We start from the raw sequence: 21,454 nt of genomic DNA, 5'->3' as shown, positions 1-21,454 counted from the left end.
AGTGAACCCCAACGCGCAGCCCTCGCAAGCCATTGCAGTACAATACTCTTTCTTCTTCACTTTTCACACCAACCGGCTTGACACGTGCCTTCGGAGGGCAGCGGTCAGGCGCGCAAACGACCGCTTAGTCTCGGCGTATGTACGCGCGGCGTTTATCTCAGGCGGAAGCGCAACGCGTTGCAAAGGCGCTACGAAATCGATCCGGTTCTGGCACGAGATGCACAAACTCGACGTACTATCACATAAGCTTGCCACGGGTTGAATTGGGCAACATTAGTCAGCCTGATGATAGGAGACTCAAGCTTGCGCGCCTCCCTTGATCGGCATCACCTTCCTGGGATCGAGCCAGTGGTCGATCCGATCAGCCCAATGCTGCATCAGCTTCGTGCGCGAGCCGATCAGCGCGAGCGGTCCGTGCTTCTTGTAGAGACCTTCCACGGTCGAGTTATCGAGATGCGCGAGCTGCAGCTCGACGACATCGCCATCCCATGCCTTGGCGTCCTTGATCTCTTCGTGGTGCGACAGGGTCGAGAACGTCGTCCGGAATCCATGCGCACAATGATCAGTCTTGGTGTCGATGCCAAGCAGCCGCAAGCGCTTATTGAGCGTGTTGTTTGATAGCGGTGCGTCCTTCGAGCAGGAAAACACATGCCGACGACGGCCAGTCAACTTCTGAACGGTGCGCAGGATTGCGAGTGCCTGCCGTGACAAAGGCACGACATGGTCCCAGCCTGTCTTCATCTTAGCGGCTGGAATAGTCCAGCGTTCGGCATCCCAATCGACCTCGCTCCATTCCATTTCATTGACCATACCGGGGCGGGGAATGGTCAGCGCATCGAAGCGCAAGGCAAGGCCAACAACGTCACCAAACCTCCCTCTCGCCCACGGTGCGCTGATGAGCTTGAAGACGCGCGTCACGTCACGTGGTTCCGTGACACCGGGGCGGGGAGTCGAAATGTTGGCGATCATCTGCCCCTTCAGATTGCGGAATGGATTGTGGCCGTCGCCTTCGACATCGGCATAGTCGCAGATTTGCTCACCGATGCTGCGCACGCGATCGCGTGTTTCCAGCTTTCCCTCGGTTTCGTATGAACGCATGAACGCGAGCACATCGGGACGCTTGATGTCCTGCCTGCACAGCTTGCCGAAACGTGCCTTGACGTAGCCGACGCGCAACTCAAGCACCTCGATGGTCTTTGGGTCGCGCACCGCGACAATCCTGCCGCGTTTGACTTTCTCCACCTTCTTCTTCGACAACCACTCGTCGCACCATTGCCCGAAAGTCCGGCCCGCTGCCTGCCGATGCTTGTCGAGCTGCTTCTCGGTGCTCGGGTCTTTGCCTTCCTTGAGCAGGTCTTTGGCCTTGTCACGTTCGCGCCGCGCGTCGGCGAGCGAGAACGTGCCATCCCTACCGTTGCCGTAAGGACCTATGGAGTAGGTTTTCTGGTGGCCGTGGAAGCGGTAATCCATCCGCCACAGCTTGGAGGCAGCGGTCCCGGGCTTGCTCACGTCCGGCGTGACGAAGAGATAGAGCCAGCCGCCGGTCACGTCGGAAATCTTGGCGGGACTCCACGCGCCATTGTCGAATTTCGGTCGGGCGGCGCGGCAGTCGACGTCGGTCCTGATCTGCTTGGGATTCGCGCACGCGCCATCGTTCTTGCCGGCCATCTGCTCAATTCCTTCATTCGGAATAGCGAAAGTCGCCGTGAACGTTTGTTCTCCCGATACCAGCAAAAATACCAGCAAATCGGCCGGCTGGGATCGGAGGAGAACAAACGGTGACGAACGAAAATGTACGCGGAAGTGCCTATTTTTCAAGGGTTTCCGAGCACTGCGCGAACGGTTCCGGACGCTTTGGAACGGGCTTGAACAGCCTGGTTGGTGCCCCTGGCCGGAATCGAACCAGCACTCCTTGCGGAACTCGATTTTGAGTCGAGCGCGTCTACCAGTTCCGCCACAGGGGCATTCGCCCCATCAGCCCGGAAGGCTGGCGTCGCGAAGCGGGCGGAATATAGCGGGCGGGGTGGTGGGGTCAACCCGCGCGGTTTTGATCCGGACGCGGCTCGACAGCGCCGGGTCCAGGGGATACCACCTTGGTATTGCAGGAGCTTTAGCCGTGACGCTCGCGACCGCCAATCCGCTGTCCACACATAGATCGGCCAATCCGGCGCTGACGGCGTCGGCGGCCGTGGCTGTCATCGCGGCGGCAACGCTGGCGGGGGCCTGGTTTTTCCAGCTCGTACTGGAGATCCTGCCCTGTCCGCTCTGCCTCGAGCAGCGTTATGCCTACTATCTCGCGGTCCCGCTCGGAGCGCTGGTGGCGTTCGCCGCCGCGAAGGGGGCGCCGCGGCCGCTGTTGCTTGCAGGGCTCGCGGTCCTCGTGATCGCCGCACTCGTCAATGCCGGGCTCGGCGCCTACCACGCCGGCGTCGAATGGGGCTTTTGGCAGGGGCCGACCGATTGCACCGGGCCGGTCGGCAATCTCGGCAGCGCCGGCACCCTGCTGCAGCGGCTGGATACGGTGAAGGTCATCCGCTGCGACGAGGTGCAGTGGCGCTTTCTCGGCCTCTCGCTCGCCGGCTACAACGTGCTGATCTCGCTTCTGATGGCCGCCATCGCCGCCTGGGGTTTTGCGCGGACGGTAAGAGCCTGAGACATCGCCCGTTCGTCATTCCGGGATGCGCCGAAGGCGCAGGCCGGAATCCATCGGGCAACAGGCGCAAGCGGCGAAATGGATTCCGGGCTCATCGCTTTGCGATGCCCCGGAATGACAGTCCCGTCATTGTGCCGACTACCGCTACCCACGTGGTCCCCATAGAATGACGGCTGCGCCGATCAGACATATGGAAGCGCCTGTAATGTCCCAGCGATCGGGACGTGCGCTCTCGACCGCCCAGAGCCACCCAAGCGAGGCGACAATATAGATGCCGCCATAGGTGGCGTAGGCGCGTCCCGCCGCCTCGGTCTCAACGAGCGTCAACAGGTACGCGAACACGATGAGCGAGAGCAGGCCCGGAAGCAGCCACCAGACAGGCTTGCCAAGACGCAACCAGCCCCAGAACGCAAAGCAACCGGCGATTTCGGCGATCGCGGCGCCAACATAGACGACGGCAGTTCTCATAACGGATCATCTCTCACGGCTCCCGCTGCTGTTCAAGGCGGCGGGTCAAATCGTCGCCGTCAAACCCGCGGCGCTCGAAGAAGGGGCTTCTCGTGCAGCGGCCATAATACGGCGATCGTCAATAACACCGTCGCCGTCACCACAGCGCCAGGGTGACCGCCAACTCCTCTTCGTCATTCCGGGATGCGCCGAAGGCGCAGGCCCGGAATCCATTGGGCCGCTTGCGCGAGTGGAGAAATGGATTCCGGGCTCATCGCTGCGCGATGCCCCGGAATGACAGAGGAGAAAAATTCGCCAGTGTTTCCAAGGTGATTTGGGTCGTCCAGTCCTCGCGCAAAAAACATTCCGCTTCCGCCGTCGGGCAAATCAGTGATTTAACTCCGCGCGTCTCACCCGAGAGAGGGGCGGCTCGCGATCGTCACGGACGCTGCGGTGAGATGCGGTGGACGCGGGTGCTGCGAACGACGAACGCAGCTATGCGCGGACGGCGAAGTCGTGTGGTTCTGGCGCCCCGACGCTGGCGCTAAGTTTTTTGCGCGAAACAAGTTCGCGCGAGAGGCGACGGTGGCAAGAAAGCCCGGTCACCGGGAAGAGCACGAAGTAAGCCGTAAACCACTGCGCAGGGAAAGCCGGAGTGTTTTCGGTTGAACCTGTGGTCCTACCCCCGTGCTTTTTGTTGCACGGGACCCATGGGTGCAACCGGCACCCGGCTTTCCCTGCGCCCTCTGATATCGAGGAGGGCGGAAAGTAGATGCAAAGCTCGGGCGCGAAGCGCCGCGAGAACGCGAACTCACATCCGCTGTTTCAGACGTAGGATGGGTAGAGTGAAGCGAAACCCATCATTCGCGCAGCTGGGTTCAAAGCTGATGGGTTTCGCTTCGCTCTGCCCATCCTACGGGACCGCTGTTTGAAATTTGGATTAGCAAACCCTTGCTCACACCACAAAAGCCAGTGACGCCGATGCAAGGGGGGACGAGATCGTACAGGGGGAAAGCCCGCCTAATCGTCCACATCCTCCTGCGGGCGGCCGAACAGGTGCACGATGCCGGGCGTCGCCAGCGTCACGAACACGAAGCGCGAGAGGTGGTGCGCGCCGACGAAGATCGGGTCGATGTGCAGCGTCAGCGCCAGCGCCAGCATGGCGTCCATCGCACCGGGGGCAAAGGCGACGACGACGTCGGAGAGATGGACCTGCGTCGTCAGCGTGATCGCGGCAACGAAGATCGCGGAGATCACGATCGCGACCGCGAACGAGCCCAGCCCGGCATTGATGTGGCTGCGCAGGGTTGAGAGCTTCATCCGTGCAAAACGCGAGCCGATCAGGGCGCCGATGCCGACCAGCGCGACGCCGCGCACCCACGGCGGCAAGCCGCCCTCGATCGCGCCGACGCCGTGCAACAGGCTGGACGCGAGCATGGCGCCGAACATCCAGCTTGCCGGAAATTTCGCCCAGCGCAGCACGAGCGCCGCTCCGATGGAGGCTGCGATCAGCGCCACGAGCTCGATCGGCGAGGCGCTGGCGGAGGCAATCGTCGGCGGCGCCGCCGGTGCTATGCCGAGCACCGCCAGCATCAGTGGTAAAGCGGCGGTCAGGATGATCACGCGCATGGTCTGCACCACGGCGATCGCGGCGACATCGGCGCCTTTCTCGATCGCGAGCATCGTGATTTGCGACAGCGCGCCGGGGCTGCCGGCGAGGAAAGCCGAGGTCTGGTCCCAGCCATGTACGCGCTGCAGATAGAAGCTGCTGCCGAAGATCGAGCAGACGGTGGCGAGCGAGAGCAGCGCGATGGTGAGCGGATAGGCGCTCACATGCTGGATCAGTTGCCGCGATACCAGGGAGCCCAGCGAGATGCCGAGCAGAATCAGCACGGTCTGGGTCACCACCGGCGGCACGGTGAGCGGCCGGCCGGCGAGCGCGGCGATGCCGACCGCGATCATCGCGCCGGAAATCAGCCCGCCCGGCAGGTTCGCCCACAGAAACAGCAGGCCGCCCGCGGCGCCGATGACGAGCGTCTCGGTCGTATTGAGGATGTTCGCGCGGCTGGGAATGGCAAGCGCCATCGATGCGGGAAGCTGGTTCACGCTGGCGTTATGCCAAATCCGCAGGCCCGCGACAAATGCATCTCGCGATTGCAGCAATGCGCCGGATTTTTAGAGCGTCGCTGCTCGCCATCCCCATGTTCGGGAGGGCGGGGTGACACCCTTACTTCGTGCCCGCGCTTTTGTCGGCGGCCTCCTTCAGGCACTCCCGGCGGAATTTCTTGCGCTCCTTGCCGTGCAGGCTCTTCGCATCCGCCTGCTTGGAGCAGTCCAGCGAGGCGGCGCTGCGCGCCTTCTTCTCTTCCGGCGTCGGCGCCGCCTTGGTCTCGGTCTTGGCCGTGTCCTTCGGTGCGGGCGTGGTGGTTTGCGCAAAGGCGGTGCCCGTCAGCAGGAACGCGGCGAGGGCGGTTGTGGTGGCGAGGGAGGAAAACTTCGGCATGGGGCGCACCTCGAATGAGTGGACGCGAAACCGTCGTCGCCCGATGCTGAACCGCCGATGAATATCGCGCGTATCGGGCGCCACAATATTTTGAGCGGGCGGTTCGCCAATGCGTTGTCGCAAGTTCCGGTTGCGTTAGGATGCGGCCCTCGTCAACGCGCTGAGGTTTGACGGAAAGGGAGAACAACCATGACAATTCAAGCCAAACTGCTTTGTGCGATGGCCGCCTCGGGTCTTGCCGCATTCGTGATGTCGGCGCCGGCGCAGGCCCTGACCGCGCAGGAATGCAGCGCCAAGTACCAGGCAGCCAAGGCAGCCGGGACACTGGGCGGCCAGAAGTGGAACGACTTCCGCAAGGCCGAGTGCGGCGCAAACGCAACGCCAGCCGCTGCCGCGCCCGCTGCACCGACAGCCGCCGCGCCCGCGCCGGCCCCGGCCGCCAAGGAGGCCAAGAAGGAAGCTGCTCCAGCCGCAGCGCCCACGTCGCCGGCAGGACCGGCGGTATTCCCGAACGCGGTCGATCCGAAATACTCCAAGGAGACCGAGGGCAAGGCCCGCATGCACACTTGCGTCGACCAGTACAATGCCAACAAGGCCAGCAATGCCAATGGCGGCCTGAAGTGGATCCAGAAGGGCGGCGGCTACTACAGCGAATGCACCAAGCGGTTGAAGGGCGCTGCTTGATCTCCTAGGGCATGATCCGGAAAAGTGGACACCGGTTTTCCGAAAAAGATCATGCCCAAACAAAGCAATTGGCGCGGCCGGTGTACGACACTGGCCGCACCAGCCTTCATGGTGCCGTGTTTCGGCCGACATTGCGATGGGCTGTGCGGGCTCGGCAAAGCGGCGTGACATCTCGGCCCGCCGAGCGTAGACAGCGCAGGCAGCCGCGAGATTTGACATGAGCCCATCGACCGATCGTGCCGGGATCAATCCGGAACCCACGCGCCGCGCCGCGCTCGGCCTGATGGCTGTCGGCGTTACGCTGCTCAGCCGCGCTGCCGCCGCGCAGGACGAAGAGAAGGTGTTGACCGAAGCGGCCGTGCTGCGCGATCCGGAGATCCCTGTCGCCGGCAACGCCAAGGGCGACATCAGCATCGTCGAGTGGTTCGACTATCAATGTCCCTATTGCCGCAAGATCGCACCTGAACTGCAGCAAATTGCGCAGGACGATGGCAAGGTGCGCCTGGTGTGGAAGGACTGGCCGATCCTGGGCGATGTATCGAAGGTTGCATCGCGCATGGCGTTGGCGGCGAAGTATCAGGACAAGTTTCAGGCCGCGCATGAGGCGATGATGGGCCTCACCACGAAGCTGACCGAGCCGCGGATACAGGAGGTGCTCGCAGGTGCGAGCATCGATATGGACCGCTTGAAGCGCGATCTTGCGGCCAATGCCACATCAATCGATGCCATTCTTACGCGCAACAACGCGCAGGCCGAGGCGTTTGGTTTTCAGGGCACGCCGTCCTTCATCGTCGGTAAATTCCGCGTGCCCGGCATCCTGACCAAGGAGCAGTTCGTGCAGGCCATTGCCGATGCGCGCAAGGCGAACATGAGCCGCTAGTGGCCGTCGTGCTCGCTAGCGCGACGAAATCCTCTGCCAATCCTCATGGGCGCGAGCCTTCAGCGCCTTCAGGTCATCGGCGGCAACGTCCCAGTTGACGATGGTGCGGCCGCTCTGCGCGAGTTGGCCGCCCGCCACGCTCGACGTTCGCATCGAATCATAGAGATAAACGCCCGCAATCAGCAGCAGCGCACCCAAGATCATTCCGAAAAACGTTCGCATGACCAAACCTCCGGTGACCGCAGATAACGGGGATGGCCGGCGGATGGTTCCGGGTCGGGCCGGAACCGCACTCACGCCCGCCCGAAGGCGCGCAACACGTAATCGATGAACACGCGTACGCGCGGCGAGAGCTGGCGATTGCGTGGGTAGAGCAGGGATACCGGGACCGAGGGCGGCGGACATTCGGTGAGCACCTCAACGAGGGCCCCACGCCCGAGATCGGCTTCGGCGTGGAAGCGCGGCACCTGGACCAGGCCAAGGCCGAGCCGCGCGGTAGCGAGGTAGCTCTCCGGTCCCGTCACCGACATGATCGCCGGCAGCATCACTTCGCGAACTGCGCCGTCGACCACAAACTCCATCGGCCGCAGCCGTCCCGTTGTCAGCGAGCGTATCCCGATCATACGGTGGCCTTCGAGCACATCGGGACCGGACGGCGTGCCGAAGCGCTCGAAATAACGAGGCGTCGCGCAGGTGAGGCGCTCCAGCATCACCACCTGCCTTGCGATCATGTCGCTGTCGGGCAGATGGCCGAAGCGCAACACGCAATCGACGCCTTCCTCGATCAGGTCGATCCAGCGGTCGCTCTCGCTCATATTGATCTCGATGTCGGGATATTCCGCGAAGAAGCCCGGCAGGTTCGGCAACAAGAAGTGACGCGCCAGCGTGCCCTGCACTTCCAGCCGCAACAGCCCCTTCGGTTTGCCGCCGCCGAATGCACCTTCGGCATCCTCGAGGTCGGCGATCAGTGACAGGCAGCGGCGATAATACGCTTCGCCATCGAGGGTCGGGCGGACATGCCGTGTCGTGCGTTCGATCAGCCGCACGCCGAGCCGTGCCTCCAGCGACTTGACGGCGTCCGTCACCGTCGAGCGCGGCAGCCCGAGATCCTCCGCCGCCTGCGAAAAGCTGCGCCGCTCCACCACGCGGGTGAACACCCGCATTGCGTCGAACCGATCCATCTCGATTGTCCGAGTTTTACGAACAGTAAGGCCAAAAAATACATGATTATCCGGGAGATGGAAGCGCCTACTTTACTCCTGCCACCCAGCGGCCTGGCCGCAAATCAGCAGGAGAACAAAGATGTCGAACGGGACCAAAAAAGTAGCACTGGTAACGGGCGCCTCGCGCGGGATCGGCGCTGCGGTCGCCCAACGCCTTGCAAAGGACGGCTTCACCGTCGTGATCAATTACGCCGGCGACACCAAAGCCGCCGAGGCGGTGGCGAGCCGGATCGAAGCGGCCGGCGGACGGGCGCTTACCGCCAAGGCCGATGTCAGCGATCCCAATGCAGTGCGCGGCATGTTCGATGCGGCGGAGGCCGCCTTCGGCGGCGTCGACGTGCTCGTCAACAACGCCGGCATCATGAAGCTTGCCAGGATCGCCGACACCGATGACGCGCTGTTCGATCAGCACGTCGCCATCAACCTCAAGGGCAGCTTCAATGCGATGCGCGAGGCCGCGCGCCGGCTGCGCGACGGCGGGCGCATCATCAATTTCTCGACCAGCGTCGTCGGCACAAAGTTCGAGACCTACGGCGTCTACACCGCGACGAAGGCGGCGATCGAGGTCTTGACCGCGATCCTGTCCAAGGAATTGCGCGGACGAGCGATCACGGTCAACGCGATCGCCCCCGGTCCGACCGCGACCGATCTGTTCCTGCACGGCAAGTCGCCGGAATTGATCGACCGCCTTGCCAAGGCGAATCCGCTGGAGCGGCTCGGCACGCCCGAAGACATCGCCTCGGTGGTGTCCTTCCTCGCCGGCCCCGACGGTGCCTGGATCAACGGCCAGACGCTGCGTGCCAATGGTGGTCTGGTCTGAAACTTCGACGTCGACGAGGCCTCTTGCGTCAGCGTAGCAAGCATTCCCGGGTTACGCTGGCGCTTCACCCGGGCTACGGCACTTCGTTCAGCCATTCCAGGATCGCCGCGTTGATCTCGCGCGGGTAGGTATGGCTGAGGTCGTCGAGCTCGCGATAGGTGACGGCAGCGCCGGCCGCGCTCAGCGCCTGCTGCGTCTGGCGCGCGACCTGCACCGGGAACATCCAGTCGAGCTTCCCATGCACGATATGGATCGGCAGGCCGCGCAGGCGATCCGCATCCGCCATCTGCGCCATCAACGGATGGAAGGTCGCGGCGACAGGCGCAAGATGGGTGAAGGGCGAGGCGCCGTCCAAGCCTGAAACATAGCAGAACGTGCCGCCGTCGCTCATTCCCGTCATCAGCGTTCGCTTCTCGTCGATAGTCCAGCGCGCCCGCACGAAATCGAGAATGCGGACCAAATTCGGCGTGTCGATATCGTCGCCCATCAAGGCCCAGGTGCTTCCGCGCGCGGTCGGCGAGACCAGGATGGCGCCGCGGCTGCGGGCATCGCGCAGCCAGCTCCACAAGAAGCCGCGGCCATTGCCGCTGCCGCCGTGCAGCGCCATCACCAGCGGCCAGGCGCGCTCGGGTGTGTAATATTCCGGCACGTAGAGCGAAAAGCCGCCGCGGCTGCCGGGCTCGTTACTGTCGTGCAGGATGCCGGTGGTTTCACCGGCGGGCTCGGCCAGCCGCGCCAGCAGTTCGGCATCCCCGCGCAAGGCGGGATCGGTGAAGAACTCGTTCACCGGCGGCAATCGCGCGGCCAGCGGATAGAGCGCTTCCAGCGCGCGCGGCATGTAGCGCAGCGCGCGGAACACGCTCACCAGATCGCCATTGCCGTCCTGCACTGCGCGCAGGCCCTGCCAGGCGGCGAGCGCCGCATCGCTTGCGGCTTCGAGCTGCGCGCTGATCGCGGCAAATTGCTCCGGCCAGTCGGCGAGCCGCGGGCGGACCGCGCGCAGCGCTTCGTCCGGCTCGCCCGCGATCTGCATCACATGGCCGAACTCCGGCGGGTGCAAATGGCGCGCGATGAAGCCGAGCGATTCGAGCGTCTGCAACAGCGGCGGCAGCACGGCCACGATGTCGTCCACCACGGCCTCGCTCATTGCGACGCTCCCGGTGCTCAATGCAGCCGCGGCCCCTTCAACAGTTTCGTGCGATCGATCGAGGCCAGCGTGACGTCGAAGGTGACGCCTTCGTGATAGACGGTGAGCGGCACGTCGACGCCGGCGGTGCCGAGCGACCAGAGCTTGCGATAGAAGCTCGCCTGGCTCATCACCTTTTCGCCGTCAACGGCGAGGATGACGTCGCCGGTCTTCAGCTCGGCGCGAGCCGCCGGCCCCTTGCCGGCGATGCCGACTACGACAATGCGGTTGTCGATCTCGGTCGTGTACATGCCTAGCCAGGGCCGCGATGGCCGGTTGACGCGGCCATATTTGCGCAGGTCGTCGAACACCGGCATCAAGAGGTCGATCGGCACCATCATGTTGACGTGCTCGGCGCGGGCGTTGCGCTCGCGTTCGAGCTGCAGCGAGCCGATGCCGATCAATTCGCCTTTGCCAGAGATCAGCGCGGTGCCGCCCCAATTGGGATGCGCGGGATAGGTGAAGATCGCTTCATCGAGCAGATATTCCCAATAGCCTGCGAATTCCTGCTTCGCCACGATCTGGCTCGCCAGCGAGCGGGTGCGGCCGCCGGCGCCGCCGACCACGACATTGTCGCCGACCCTCGTCGCGGCGGAGGAGCCGATCGGCATTGGCTCGATGCCCGGCCGTCCCAGCGCCTGCACCAGGCCGAAGCCGGATTCGAAATCGAAGCCGAGCGGATGGCCCTCGATCACACGACCGTCGCCAAGATGCAGCCACACGGTTTCCGCTTCAGTGATGAGATAGCCGATCGTCAGCACCAGCCCGTCGTCGATCAGGACACCGTTGCCGGCGCGCTCCGTGCCGAGCGTCTCCGCGCTGAACGCGTCGGACGGGATGATGGAGTGCAGTCCCACCACGGCGGTAAGCGTGCGGTCGAGGTCGAATTTGTAGTTGCCGGAACTGGGCTGGTGCGCCGGTGGCACTTTCCATTCGGTCAAGGAAGACATGAAGGATCTCCGTAAGAATCGCGTTTCCTTCGACTAACGCCGCACCCAATAGTCAATGTCCGGTCGATCGTCCCGGAGGCAATATAACAACGAAATGAGCCCAGCGCGAGCCGGCTTCATCGTTTGGAACGACTACAAATGCGTCAGCCCCGCCGGTGCTGACAATTTTGAAACCGAACGCATCCGGGGATAGCATCGGGTCTGGCTAGCGGGTTACGCCCGAGCGGGTATGTGTCGCGGGAGCAAAGATCGTTGAAGGCGGAACGTCGCGCGCCCGCAAGTGCGGGCATCCTGATGTATCGCCGTTCGGGGGCGCGGCTGGAAGTTCTGCTCGTGCATCCCGGCGGGCCTTACTGGCGCCGCAAGGACGAGGGCGCGTGGTCGATCCCGAAGGGCGAGATGGACGGGGAAGAGGATGCAATCGCCGTGGCCCGTCGTGAATTTGCCGAGGAGACCGGCGTCGTCCTTGATCAGCCGTTTGAGCCGCTGGGCGAGATCCGCCAGCGTGCCGGAAAGCGCGTAATCGCCTTCGCCGTCGAAGGCGATCTCGATGTGCATGCTATCAGGAGTAATATGTTCGAGATCGAGTGGCCACCGAGAAGCGGGAAGATGCAGGCATTCCCTGAGATCGACCGCGCCGAATGGTTCGATCTCGCGGCCGCGCATGCGAAGATCCTCGAAGGCCAGCGGCCGCTGCTCGATCGTCTCGCCGAGCTTGTCGGCCCATCAGGGAGGAGTTTATGAGCGACCGCTTTGATCTCGCGCGCTTTGTCGATGCACAGGCTCCGGTTTATCGGCAGGTTGTGGCGGAGCTCAGCCGCGGCCGCAAGCAAAGCCACTGGATGTGGTTCATCTTCCCACAGCTTGCCGGCCTCGGGTTCAGCGCGATGGCGCAGCGTTTTGCGATCGCTTCCCGCGACGAGGCGATCGCCTATCTCCAGCATGATATCCTGGGACCGCGGCTCCTGGAGTGCACGCGTCTGGTCAACGCGGTCGAAGGCAAGACCATCCGGGATATTCTCGGCAGCCCCGATGATCTGAAGTTCCGCTCCTCGATGACCTTGTTCGCCGCCGCGTCGGCCGCTCCGGAATTTCCCGCTGCGCTGAAGAAATATTATGGCGGCGAAGCCGATCCGAGAACGCTGGAGTTGCTCGGCTAGAGCATGATCCGGAAAAGTGTGACGCGGTTTTCCGAAAAGATCATGCTCAAACAATAACCTAAAGCGCGATGATGCTTCATCCTCATCTCATCGCGCTTTAGCCAGTCCATTCGCTGTCATTCCGGGGCGCGACGAAGTCGCGAGCTATGATGTGCAATTGCACATCAGAGAATCCATCAGGCCTCATGCGCAGGTGGAGAAATGGATTCCGGGCTCGCGCAGACGCGCGCCCCGGAATGACGGCGCGTGTTGAACGCGAGGCATGCAGAAATTGTCTCGAAGTCACTCCGCCTTCGCCTGCACGCGCGACGGCATGATCCGGAATGGGCGATTCTCCTTCAGCCATGCGGCGCGCTCGTCGCGCAACAGCGTGCGGCGGACCTTGCCGGAATCGTCGCGCACCTGCGCGTCCACGATTTCAAAGCTCTCCGGATGCTTGTAGCGGCTCAGCCTGTCGGCGAGGAAATCGCTCATACCATCGGTGATCGCCTGCGCGTTGACCGCCGGATCGCACTCGATGATCGCATGGATGCGCTGGCCGAATTCGGGGTCGGGCAGGCCGACCACCACGCAGGAGCGCACGTCGGGATGCGCACACACCGCAGCCTCGACCTCCGCCGGATAGATGTTGGCGCCGCCGCGCAGGATCATGTCGGCGAGCCGGTCGCCGAGATAGAGATAGCCATCTTCATCCAGCCGGCCGATGTCGCCAAGCGACTCCCAGCCGTCGGCGCGGCGCTTCGGTTCGGCGCCGAGATAGTGATAGGTAGTGCCGGCGCCATCATTGGGCAGGAAATAGATCTCGCCGGTCTCGCCGGGAGCGACGTCATTGCCGTCCTCGCCAATGATGCGCAGGCGCGCAGTCTCGCCGATCTTGCCGACCGAGCCCTTGTGCGCGAGCCATTCGACGCCGGAGATGATGCAGGAGCCCTGCCGTTCGGTGCCGCCATAGAGCTCCCAGATCCGCTCCGGCCCGAGCCACTCGATCCATTTCTCCTTCAACCATGGCGGCATCGGCGCGGCCATGTGGAACACGACCTGCAGGCTGGAGAGATCGTAGCGGTTGCGCACCTCGTCCGGCAGCGACCAGATCCGGTGCATCATGGTCGGCACGAAATTGACCCATTGCACGCGCTCGGCCTCGATCTGCCGCAGCGTCTCCTCGGCATCGAACTTGGTCAGGCCGGTGAGGCGTCCGCCGCCGAACAAGGCAAAATGCGAAACGATGAATGGCGCGTTGTGATACAGCGGCCCCGGATTGAGCAGCGAGGCGCCTAGCGGGATGCTGAGCGGTGGCGCCATGGTGGTATCGACCACGGCGGGCAGATGATCGAGGATCACTTTCGGCCGGCCGGTCGAGCCGCCACTCGTCATTGCCTTCCAATAGCGCGAGACGGGAGCCGCGAGCGGCTCGTCGGAAAATCCTTCGGGCACGAAGCCGATTGGCAGCGAGTTCGGCGCATTCCAATCGGGTTCGCCGCCCACCACCAGCGCGGGCTTGAGGATATCGAGCACCGCGGCCGCTTCGCCGCGCGGCAATCGCCAGGACAGCGAGGTCGGCGTCGCGCCGCACTTCCATACCGCAAAGGTGGTCTCGAAGAATGCGTTGCTGTTGGGCAGCCCGATCGCGACGAAGTCGCCGGGCTTGACGCCCTTGGCCGCAAACGCCCGCGCACGGGCATTGGCACCGCGCTCGAGTTGCTCCCACGTCAGCGTATCCTGTCCATGACGAATGGCGATCGTATCCGCCGGCTGGCGTTCAGCATACCAGCGCGGCACGTCGGCGATCGGGATCAGCATGAGGGCGTTTCCATTTTTAGTGGGCTGCTTGCAGCCGCTTGGTCTGTGTCTTGGATGGTGTGGCGCGGCGCCACTCGAAGCACTTCATCAACAAGGAGCGAGGCGAGTCAAGCAGCCGGCTGAGCGCGACGAAAGCCGAAAGTGAATTCGTCATTCGTTCGCGCCAACAGTCACCGCCGTCATTCCGGGGCGCGCGTCGGCACGAGCCCGGAATCCATCGGGCCGCAGGTGTTGGTGGGAAAATGGATGCCGGGCTCGATGCTGCGCATCGCCCCGGAATGACAGCGCATGTACACCTCACCGGCTATCGGCCGATCCTTCGATCGCGTGCGCAGGTGCAGGACGCGATCCACCCTGTGGCTTGCGCGTGTAGATTTGTTCGATCTCGGCCGCGAAGCGATGCTCGAGCGCCGGGCGCTTGTTCTTCAGCGTCGGCGTTAGCAGGCCGGCAGCAATGGTCCATGGCTCCAGCGTCCACCATACCGCGCGCGGTGTCGCATAGGCCGGGTAGGCTTTGACGGCCTCGGCGATCCGTTTGACGAGGAACGCGGTTTCTGCGTCCGCGCCGCTGCCCGCGAGTCTGGCCTTCTCCCGCTCCCAGCTTTTCGCATTCAGCACCACGAGCGCCGCGAGGAAAGGACGATTCTCGCCGATCACCATGGCCTGCTCGAACAAGGGATCGGCGAGGATCGCGGTTTCGAGATCGACGGGCGCGATCTTCTCGCCGGTCGAGGTCACCAGGATGTCCTTGATGCGGCCGGTGATGCTGATGCGGCCGCCTTCGATGCGGGCCTGATCGCCGGTATGCAGCCATCCGTCGGCTTGCTTGATTCGGCGCGTCTCGTCCGGACGGTGCCAATAGCCGAGCATCACGTTGGGCCCCCGCACCAATAGCTCCTGATCCTCACTGATGCTGACTTCGATACCGTCGAGCGGCCGGCCGACCGAGCGGGGATCGTTGTCATCTGCGGTATTGACGGAGACGACGGGTGACGTCTCGGTCATGCCATAGCCCTGCAGGATGTCCAGTCCGAGCGCGAGGAACAGCCGGATCACGCGCTCGCCGATCGCCGCGCCGCCACTGACGGCGACGCGCAGCCGCCCGCCGAACTGAGCCAGCACCTTGTCGGCGACCAGGCGCTTGAGCAGCGGCCAGAGCATCCGGTCGAACAGCGACGGGCTGCGGCCTTGTTGCCTCGCGTCAAAGCGCCGTCCGCCGACGGCAACGGTAAGATCGAGCAATTCGCGTTCGAAGCGGCCGGCCGCCTCGCTGTGCTGCATGATCAGGGCATAGATGCGCTCATAGATCCGCGGCACCGAGATCAGCACGGTCGGCCGCACCTGCTTCAAATCATCGGAGAGCTGCTGCACCGATCGCGCATAGGCGACGCAGGCGCCGGCGGCGATCGGATAGTAGTAGCCGCCGGTACGCTCGAACGTATGCGACAGCGGTAGGAAGGACAGGAAGACATCATTTGGGCTGGCGGCGATGCGCGCGTGGATCGCCTTGATGTTCGCCACGATGTTGCCGTGCGAGAGCATGACGCCTTTGGGGCGCCCGGTCGTGCCGGAGGTGTAGACGATCGCGGCAAGATCATCCGGCTGCAACGCGACGTCGTCTGTGACGGCCTCGGCCGCCTGTCCGCGCTCCAGCCAGGATTTCAGCGCCATGAGGCGATAATCCATCATTGCCGGGTTTTCGGTACCTTGCAGATCGACGCAGACGACACGCTTGAGCGTATCCGTCGGCGCGCCGGCGCTTGCGAGGATCCGCCAACGGTCGATGGTGTCGACCAGCAGCAGCGACGCCGCGGAATCCTTCAGGATGTAGACGATGCTTTCGGGATTATCGATCGCGTGCATCGGCACCGGCACCAGGCCGCGCGACAATGCGGCCTGGTCCATCGCGATATGTTCGATGCCATTTGGCATCAGGATGGCGACGCGCTCGCCGGCTGCGAACCCCTCGGCGGCGAGTGCGCGCCGCCAGCGGTCGAACTCCAGGTCGATCTGGTGCCAGGAATGGCTGACCCAGCGCCCGGCGGCTGCATCGAAATGCCGGTAGGCTTCCGTATCAGGCGTTGCCCGGACGCGCCAACGCAGCAGCTCGGGCAGCGTGCGGACCTGCGCAAGCGTATCCGGCGCGCCGGTTTGCGGGATCAAAGGGGCGCCGGACCGTTCTTCCATCTGCACTTAGCCTCCCGACGACGTTGAGCGTCAAACGAAAACATGAATCTGTCGCACGGGGGCTACCTCACATCTTTGACTTGGCGCAAGAATGGTTATGTGGCGCGCCGGATGTCCGGACTCACTCCTCCAATGTGAATCCAACCCGCAGCGTGACCTGGTAGTGGCGAACGGCGCCATTCTCGATATGGCCTCGCGTCTGCACGACTTCGAACCACTTCATCTCGCGAATGGTCTTGGCAGCGCGGGCAATGGCATTCTGGATCGCATCCTCGATGCTCTTCTCGGATGATCCGACGAGGTCCAGGATCTTGTAGACGTGGTCTTTCTCGGCTGTCGTCGGCATGGCAAAACCTCCTTTGCAAGTGGTTTCAGGTCATTCGCGGCGTATCCGGATTGTCGCTCCGTCCACCCAGGATCAGTCGGTAGTGGCGCGGCGTCCAGTCTGAACGAGTTCACTGCACCTGGAGTTCCGCTCGCCTCGCTGCTCGCCCAACAACATGCGCCGGTGGTCATGGCCCCAGCGCCGGTTCTGACTGGTCGAGGTTTCCCGATCACGCTATCATCCCCAGGTTGCAGATCTTTCCGAGACGATAAGTTCAGATCGTCGCGCCCAGGGGGGGAGCCTCATGAGATCGAGCGCTGCGGCCGTTGGCCTCTTGATCTGGTCCTGTCTTCCCGCCACCGCGGCGCAGTCCGGTGCCGAGCTTTATGCGCAGCACTGCGCCCAGTGCCACGATGCCAGCGACCCGCAGAGCCGCATTCCCAACCGCGCCGCATTGCAGTCGATGGCGTTCGAGCATGTGCTCAGAGCCATCACGTCGGGGAGCATGGCTCCCATGGTCAAGGACCGAACCGATGATGAGCGCAAAGCGATCGCCTCCTTCGTCACGGGGAGACAGGTTGGCGACAGCGCTCCTGCCGCCAAGGCCGACGCAGCGGGGCACTGCGTGGAAGCCGCCCGCGGCTTCGACGGGGCGTTCGACCGGCCGCGATGGACCGGTTGGGGCGCTGATATCAACAACAGCCGGTTTCAAGCCGCCGAGATGGCGGGCCTGACGGCGGACGAGGTGCCTCGGTTGCGCCTGAAATGGGCGTTCGGCTTTCCGGGTGTCTCCACTGTCAATGCCCAGCCCGCCGTGATCGGCGGCATGCTGTTTGTCGGCGGCGCCGATAGCAAGGTGCACGCGCTCGACGCCAGGAGCGGCTGCACGTTCTGGACGTTTGCGACGGACGCGCCAGTACGCACCGCGATCAGCTTCGGTCCGCTGCCGGGCAAGAATGAGTTCGCGATTTTCTTCGGCGATATCCGTGCCAATGCCTACGCCGTCAACGCAACAACGGGCGCACTGATCTGGAAGCAGAAGGTGGAAGACCATCCCGCCGCCCGGATTACCGGAACGCCGGCTCTGTTTTCCGGCGTCCTCTACGTTCCGGTCTCCTCCATCGAGGAAGCGACGGGATCGCGGCCCGCTTACGAATGCTGCACGTTTCGCGGCAGCGTGGTGGCCCTGGACGCGGCGACCGGCGCGCCGATCTGGAAGTCGTACACGATTCCGGATGCGCCAAGTCCGACGACCAGGAATGCCACGGGGGTGCAGCTTTACGGTCCGTCCGGCGCCTCGGTGTGGTCCGCGCCGACGATCGATGTGAAGCGCCAAGCCCTGTACGTCGCGACAAGCAATTCCTATTCGAACCCGCCGGCGGATACGAGCGACGCCATCGTCGCATTCGACCTGAAGTCCGGCCGGATGTTGTGGCATCGGCAGGCAACCCCCAAGGACAGCTATGTCGTCGCCTGCTACGGGTACGACAAGACCAACTGTCCGGAAGATCCCGGTCCGGACCACGATTTCGGCCAATCGCCAATCCTGGTGAGCTTGCCGGACGGGCGCCGCATGCTGGTGATCGGGCAGAAGTCAGGGATAGTCCACGCTTTCGATCCCGATGATGAGGGCAAGATCATCTGGCAAACGCGGGTCGGCAAGGGAGGGCCGCTGGGCGGCAGCGAGTGGGGCTCCGCCGCTGATCAGCAGCGGATCTATGTCGCGAACTCCGACGTGCGGTTTCTTCGCGATGGCACAAGGCGCCTTGATCCGAACGCCGGCGGCGGTCTGTTCGGGCTGAATCTGGCTGATGGCAAGGTCAGCATGCAGGTGGCGCCGGTCTCCTGTGGTGAGCGCGAGCGATGCAGTCCAGCCCTTTCCGCGGCGGTTAGCGCCATTCCTGGTGCTGTCTTCTCTGGCGGCGTGAGCGGCTATCTGCGCGCCTACGCGACCGACGATGCGCGTCTGCTCTGGGAATTCGACACCGCGCGCGACTATGAGACGGTGAACAGCGTCCCGGCACACGGCGGCGCCATTGACGGGCCCGGTCCGGTGATTGCGGACGGCATGCTCTATGTCAATTCAGGCTACGCGCAATGGAGCGGCGTGCCCGGCAACGTGCTGCTCGCGTTCGAGGTGAGCCCTCCGTGAAATGGGACGCGGCGACCGATCGGGCGCGTTACGAACGTAACAGACTAATGATCCTGCGAAATCGAGCTGAAACTCCCCGCGACCAACATTCCCCTTTCGTAGACCGGGGCATGTTAGAAAGGCGGAGACTGTACGATGAGGGCAGAGATCAGCGCCAAGAAACTTTCCGTCGGCTTCGCCAGCAACGAAGTCCCGACGGTTACCCTGCAGGAGCTTGAAGCGGATCCTCACGGTGTATTCCGTGCCTACCGCAAGGAATACCCCGTGGTGCTGCACGAAACCGGCGGATATTTCGTGCTGCGCTTTTCCGATGTTGACCGTCTGAGCAAGGATCTACGCTTCCGCCCCACCGGAACGAGCTTTCCCAGGATGCAGGGCTTCGACAGCGGGACGATCTTCGATGTGTTCGACTATGGCATGCTGACGGCCGACGGCGATGTACATCGGCGCCGTCGTGCGCCGTTCTCACGATTATTTGCTGCCCGCGCAATTGCTGAGATGCGTCCAAGCATTCGCCGTACGGCCGAAGATATCATCGAGGATTGGTACGGCGATGGCGAGGTCAATTTGCTCGACGAATTCGCGGCCAAGATACCCGCCCGCATCATTGCCGATCTTCTCGGACTCCCGCGCGAGGACATCCCGGAGTTTACGCTGCTGGTCTATGAGGTGACCAAGGCCTTCAGTCTTGGGCTCAGTCCGGACGATCTCGTCGAGATCGAGAGGGCGGGGCAAAGGCTACGCGAGTACGTCGACAAGATCCTCGGCGAACGTCGCCGCAGCCCGCGCGGGGATTTCCTGTCCGCGTTCCTGGCTGCCGCTGGCGAAGCCGGTGAAATGTCCCCCGAGGAGATGCTTTACCAGATTTTCCAACTGATCGTCGGTGGCACCGATACCACCAGGGTCGCGATCGCAGTACAGGTCGCTCTTCTGCTTCAGCATCGCGAGCAATGGGCGGAGGTGTGTCGTGATCCCGCTCTGGTTTCGGGCGCGGTCACCGAAGCGATGCGCTTCGAACCCAGCGTCGGGGCGGTCGCAAGGGTCACAAGCGAGGATGTCGATGTTGGCGGAACTGTCATCCCGGCCGGCCAGCTTGTCACGCTATCGACCATGTCGGCCATGCGCGACGAGATGGCCTATGATCGTCCTGACACCTTCGATATTCATCGCACCGACCAGCCACGGCTGCATCCGATCTTCGGCTATGGCGCGCATCGGTGCATCGGCGAGGCGATCGCCCGCGCCGAATTGGAGGAAAGCCTCAGCGCAATCGCTGGCCGCATACCGCAGCTCAACCTGGATGTGCCGCCGAAAATCAGCGGCCATTTCGGAATCCGCCGCGCCGACACCATGCGGCTCTCCTGGAAGCCGTAAGACGGTCCGGCAAATTCCTGCGCTACAGACGCCGGCGCGAGCGCAATTGGCTGGAGATCCGGCGGCTGCGGTCGGCCAATTCGTCCGCCTCCAGGTCGACAGCGGCGGAGGCCAGGCGATAGCTGCCGATCCGGCCGATGACATCGGCGGGCGAGATCTGTGGCCGGGCGCCGCTGGAGTCACGCTGAACAGATGGACTGTCGATGGTCCGCCTGGTCGCTGCGTCGACGCAGACTGCTTGATAAGCCTCCCTCTGGGGCTTGATGACGATCACGCAGTCCCGGTTGGCCGAGTAGGGCACGCGGAAGCTCAAGTAAGAGACGGTCATCGTCGGTCCTGTTCACGGGCAAAGTTCCGCCGTTCGCAGACGAGGACGCCTGCGGCCATTGCTTCGCGGGATTGGGAAGGGAGTTACGTGTTGGTTCAGTCAGCCCGCAGCGTCAGCGCGCGCGAGCAGAGTGTGTAGGTCGGGGTGCTCATGACCCGATACCTAACGCAAATCCTTGAAAAGTCGCTTCGATCTATCTCTAAAATTTGATGCAATCGCGAGATTGCTGTCGGCCGCGCGCGCTTTGCTCGATCTCCTCGAAGAGGCGGTCGTCAGGAAAATGAAGTCGGTCCGTTGATCTGTATCAAGGAAACTGGCGTGGGGGCCGCCGGAATGCAGATTTGTCGATCGGCGGTTTCAACACAGGGGCAATGAGATGAGCATCCTTTGGACGATCATCATTGGCTTTATCGTTGGAGTGATTGCCAAATTCATCATGCCTGGCGACAAGACGGAGCCGAAGGGCTTTATTCTGACGACCATCTTGGGGATCGTCGGCGCATTCGTCGCGACTTACCTGGGCCAGTCCGTTGGATGGTATCAGCCCGGTGAATCTGCAGGTTTCCTTGGTGGCGTGGTGGGCGCAGTCGTCGTACTCTTTGTCTACGGCCTGTTCGCAGGCCGCCAAGGCCGCGCGACCTGATGTGGAGGAGAGGCAGCGCCTCTGACCTATCGGTGCGGGCAGCGCTGCAAGACGACCATCGGCCGAGAATGACGCGCTACGTGACCATATCCACGTCCTGCCTGATCCGGTCGCCATCCGGATCCATCGCAAGCACGTA

Annotated in this window: 21 protein-coding genes and 1 tRNA gene; 9 read left to right on the top strand and 13 right to left on the bottom strand. The window is 63.4% G+C overall.

Annotated elements, in window-relative coordinates:
* Positions 1-297: 297 nt before the first annotated feature.
* Together AC5ZG1_RS31805 and AC5ZG1_RS31800 are read right to left on the bottom strand one after the other, a co-directional pair.
* Positions 298-1,668: a tyrosine-type recombinase/integrase gene (locus AC5ZG1_RS31805; protein WP_496135155.1), complete on the bottom strand. Its 1,371-nt coding sequence runs from the start codon at positions 1,666-1,668 to the stop codon at positions 298-300.
* Positions 1,669-1,879: 211 nt separating this feature from the next.
* Positions 1,880-1,964: transfer RNA gene (locus tag AC5ZG1_RS31800), tRNA-Leu, on the bottom strand.
* Positions 1,965-2,116: 152 nt separating this feature from the next.
* Between AC5ZG1_RS31800 and AC5ZG1_RS31795 the strand changes: the two genes are divergently transcribed.
* Entirely contained in the window at positions 2,117-2,653 is a 537-nt protein-coding gene (locus tag AC5ZG1_RS31795) for a disulfide bond formation protein B (protein WP_496135154.1), read from the top strand.
* A gap of 144 nt (positions 2,654-2,797) precedes the next feature.
* Here the strand turns inward: AC5ZG1_RS31795 and AC5ZG1_RS31790 are convergent, their stop codons facing one another.
* From AC5ZG1_RS31790 to AC5ZG1_RS31780, 3 genes are all read right to left on the bottom strand, one after another.
* Positions 2,798-3,121, bottom strand: coding sequence for a YnfA family protein (locus AC5ZG1_RS31790; protein ID WP_130230691.1), 324 nt, complete (start codon positions 3,119-3,121; stop codon positions 2,798-2,800).
* A 999-nt stretch (positions 3,122-4,120) separates the two neighbouring features.
* A complete protein-coding gene (locus AC5ZG1_RS31785) occupies positions 4,121-5,185 on the bottom strand; it encodes an AbrB family transcriptional regulator (RefSeq protein WP_433994508.1) in 1,065 nt (354 codons plus the stop codon).
* Between the two features lie 142 nt (positions 5,186-5,327).
* Positions 5,328-5,726, bottom strand: coding sequence for a PsiF family protein (locus AC5ZG1_RS31780; RefSeq protein ID WP_496135153.1), 399 nt, complete (start codon positions 5,724-5,726; stop codon positions 5,328-5,330).
* Between the two features lie 66 nt (positions 5,727-5,792).
* On the opposite strand from AC5ZG1_RS31780, the gene AC5ZG1_RS31775 reads away from it, so the two are divergent.
* On the top strand, positions 5,793-6,287 hold the full coding sequence (locus AC5ZG1_RS31775) for a hypothetical protein (protein WP_130229121.1): 495 nt from the start codon (positions 5,793-5,795) through the stop codon (positions 6,285-6,287).
* A 217-nt stretch (positions 6,288-6,504) separates the two neighbouring features.
* On the top strand, positions 6,505-7,167 hold the full coding sequence (locus tag AC5ZG1_RS31770) for a DsbA family protein (RefSeq protein ID WP_130229120.1): 663 nt from the start codon (positions 6,505-6,507) through the stop codon (positions 7,165-7,167).
* Between the two features lie 15 nt (positions 7,168-7,182).
* Here the strand turns inward: AC5ZG1_RS31770 and AC5ZG1_RS31765 are convergent, their stop codons facing one another.
* Together AC5ZG1_RS31765 and AC5ZG1_RS31760 are read right to left on the bottom strand one after the other, a co-directional pair.
* Positions 7,183-7,389 (bottom strand): hypothetical protein, encoded by a 207-nt coding sequence (locus tag AC5ZG1_RS31765; protein ID WP_028164448.1) that lies wholly within the window; start codon positions 7,387-7,389, stop codon positions 7,183-7,185.
* 71 nt (positions 7,390-7,460) lie between these two features.
* Positions 7,461-8,348, bottom strand: a complete 888-nt coding sequence (locus AC5ZG1_RS31760; RefSeq protein ID WP_496135152.1) for a LysR family transcriptional regulator — start codon at positions 8,346-8,348, stop codon at positions 7,461-7,463.
* Between the two features lie 121 nt (positions 8,349-8,469).
* Here AC5ZG1_RS31760 and AC5ZG1_RS31755 point away from each other — a divergent pair, with 121 nt between their 5' ends.
* Complete coding sequence (locus tag AC5ZG1_RS31755) at positions 8,470-9,210, top strand: SDR family oxidoreductase (protein WP_463327132.1); 741 nt, start codon at positions 8,470-8,472, stop codon at positions 9,208-9,210.
* Between the two features lie 73 nt (positions 9,211-9,283).
* On the opposite strand, the gene AC5ZG1_RS31750 is transcribed toward AC5ZG1_RS31755, so the two are convergent.
* Together AC5ZG1_RS31750 and AC5ZG1_RS31745 are read right to left on the bottom strand one after the other, a co-directional pair.
* The gene (locus AC5ZG1_RS31750; RefSeq protein ID WP_496135151.1) at positions 9,284-10,357 is read right to left on the bottom strand and encodes a carboxylesterase family protein; all 1,074 of its coding nucleotides are present in this window, start codon (positions 10,355-10,357) and stop codon (positions 9,284-9,286) included.
* 17 nt (positions 10,358-10,374) lie between these two features.
* Positions 10,375-11,346: a S1C family serine protease gene (locus AC5ZG1_RS31745; protein ID WP_130229116.1), complete on the bottom strand. Its 972-nt coding sequence runs from the start codon at positions 11,344-11,346 to the stop codon at positions 10,375-10,377.
* 252 nt (positions 11,347-11,598) lie between these two features.
* On the opposite strand from AC5ZG1_RS31745, the gene AC5ZG1_RS31740 reads away from it, so the two are divergent.
* Together AC5ZG1_RS31740 and AC5ZG1_RS31735 are read left to right on the top strand one after the other, a co-directional pair.
* The gene (locus AC5ZG1_RS31740) at positions 11,599-12,090 is read left to right on the top strand and encodes an NUDIX hydrolase (protein ID WP_283813312.1); all 492 of its coding nucleotides are present in this window, start codon (positions 11,599-11,601) and stop codon (positions 12,088-12,090) included.
* On the top strand, positions 12,087-12,506 hold the full coding sequence (locus AC5ZG1_RS31735; protein WP_456640873.1) for a DUF1810 domain-containing protein: 420 nt from the start codon (positions 12,087-12,089) through the stop codon (positions 12,504-12,506). The genes AC5ZG1_RS31740 and AC5ZG1_RS31735 overlap by 4 nt, the downstream gene beginning before the upstream one ends.
* A gap of 282 nt (positions 12,507-12,788) precedes the next feature.
* Here AC5ZG1_RS31735 and AC5ZG1_RS31730 read toward each other — a convergent pair whose 3' ends face one another.
* From AC5ZG1_RS31730 to AC5ZG1_RS31720, 3 genes are all read right to left on the bottom strand, one after another.
* Entirely contained in the window at positions 12,789-14,306 is a 1,518-nt protein-coding gene (locus AC5ZG1_RS31730) for an AMP-binding protein (protein ID WP_496135150.1), read from the bottom strand.
* 297 nt (positions 14,307-14,603) lie between these two features.
* The gene (locus AC5ZG1_RS31725; protein ID WP_496135149.1) at positions 14,604-16,493 is read right to left on the bottom strand and encodes an AMP-dependent synthetase/ligase; all 1,890 of its coding nucleotides are present in this window, start codon (positions 16,491-16,493) and stop codon (positions 14,604-14,606) included.
* A 121-nt stretch (positions 16,494-16,614) separates the two neighbouring features.
* Positions 16,615-16,839, bottom strand: coding sequence for a dodecin (locus AC5ZG1_RS31720; RefSeq protein ID WP_028164458.1), 225 nt, complete (start codon positions 16,837-16,839; stop codon positions 16,615-16,617).
* Between the two features lie 283 nt (positions 16,840-17,122).
* Between AC5ZG1_RS31720 and AC5ZG1_RS31715 the strand changes: the two genes are divergently transcribed.
* Together AC5ZG1_RS31715 and AC5ZG1_RS31710 are read left to right on the top strand one after the other, a co-directional pair.
* The gene (locus tag AC5ZG1_RS31715) at positions 17,123-18,970 is read left to right on the top strand and encodes an outer membrane protein assembly factor BamB family protein (protein ID WP_496135148.1); all 1,848 of its coding nucleotides are present in this window, start codon (positions 17,123-17,125) and stop codon (positions 18,968-18,970) included.
* Positions 18,971-19,105: 135 nt separating this feature from the next.
* The gene (locus AC5ZG1_RS31710; protein ID WP_456640877.1) at positions 19,106-20,344 is read left to right on the top strand and encodes a cytochrome P450; all 1,239 of its coding nucleotides are present in this window, start codon (positions 19,106-19,108) and stop codon (positions 20,342-20,344) included.
* Positions 20,345-20,366: 22 nt separating this feature from the next.
* Here AC5ZG1_RS31710 and AC5ZG1_RS31705 read toward each other — a convergent pair whose 3' ends face one another.
* Positions 20,367-20,672 (bottom strand): hypothetical protein, encoded by a 306-nt coding sequence (locus AC5ZG1_RS31705; protein ID WP_496135147.1) that lies wholly within the window; start codon positions 20,670-20,672, stop codon positions 20,367-20,369.
* A gap of 376 nt (positions 20,673-21,048) precedes the next feature.
* Between AC5ZG1_RS31705 and AC5ZG1_RS31700 the strand changes: the two genes are divergently transcribed.
* Positions 21,049-21,315: a GlsB/YeaQ/YmgE family stress response membrane protein gene (locus AC5ZG1_RS31700; protein ID WP_028164462.1), complete on the top strand. Its 267-nt coding sequence runs from the start codon at positions 21,049-21,051 to the stop codon at positions 21,313-21,315.
* Positions 21,316-21,454: the final 139 nt, after the last annotated feature.

The sequence above is a fragment of the Bradyrhizobium sp. Leo78 genome (assembly GCF_059512425.1).
The sequence above is the reverse complement of the archived record's forward strand: the minus strand, read 5'-3'. Positions and strand labels throughout refer to the sequence as shown.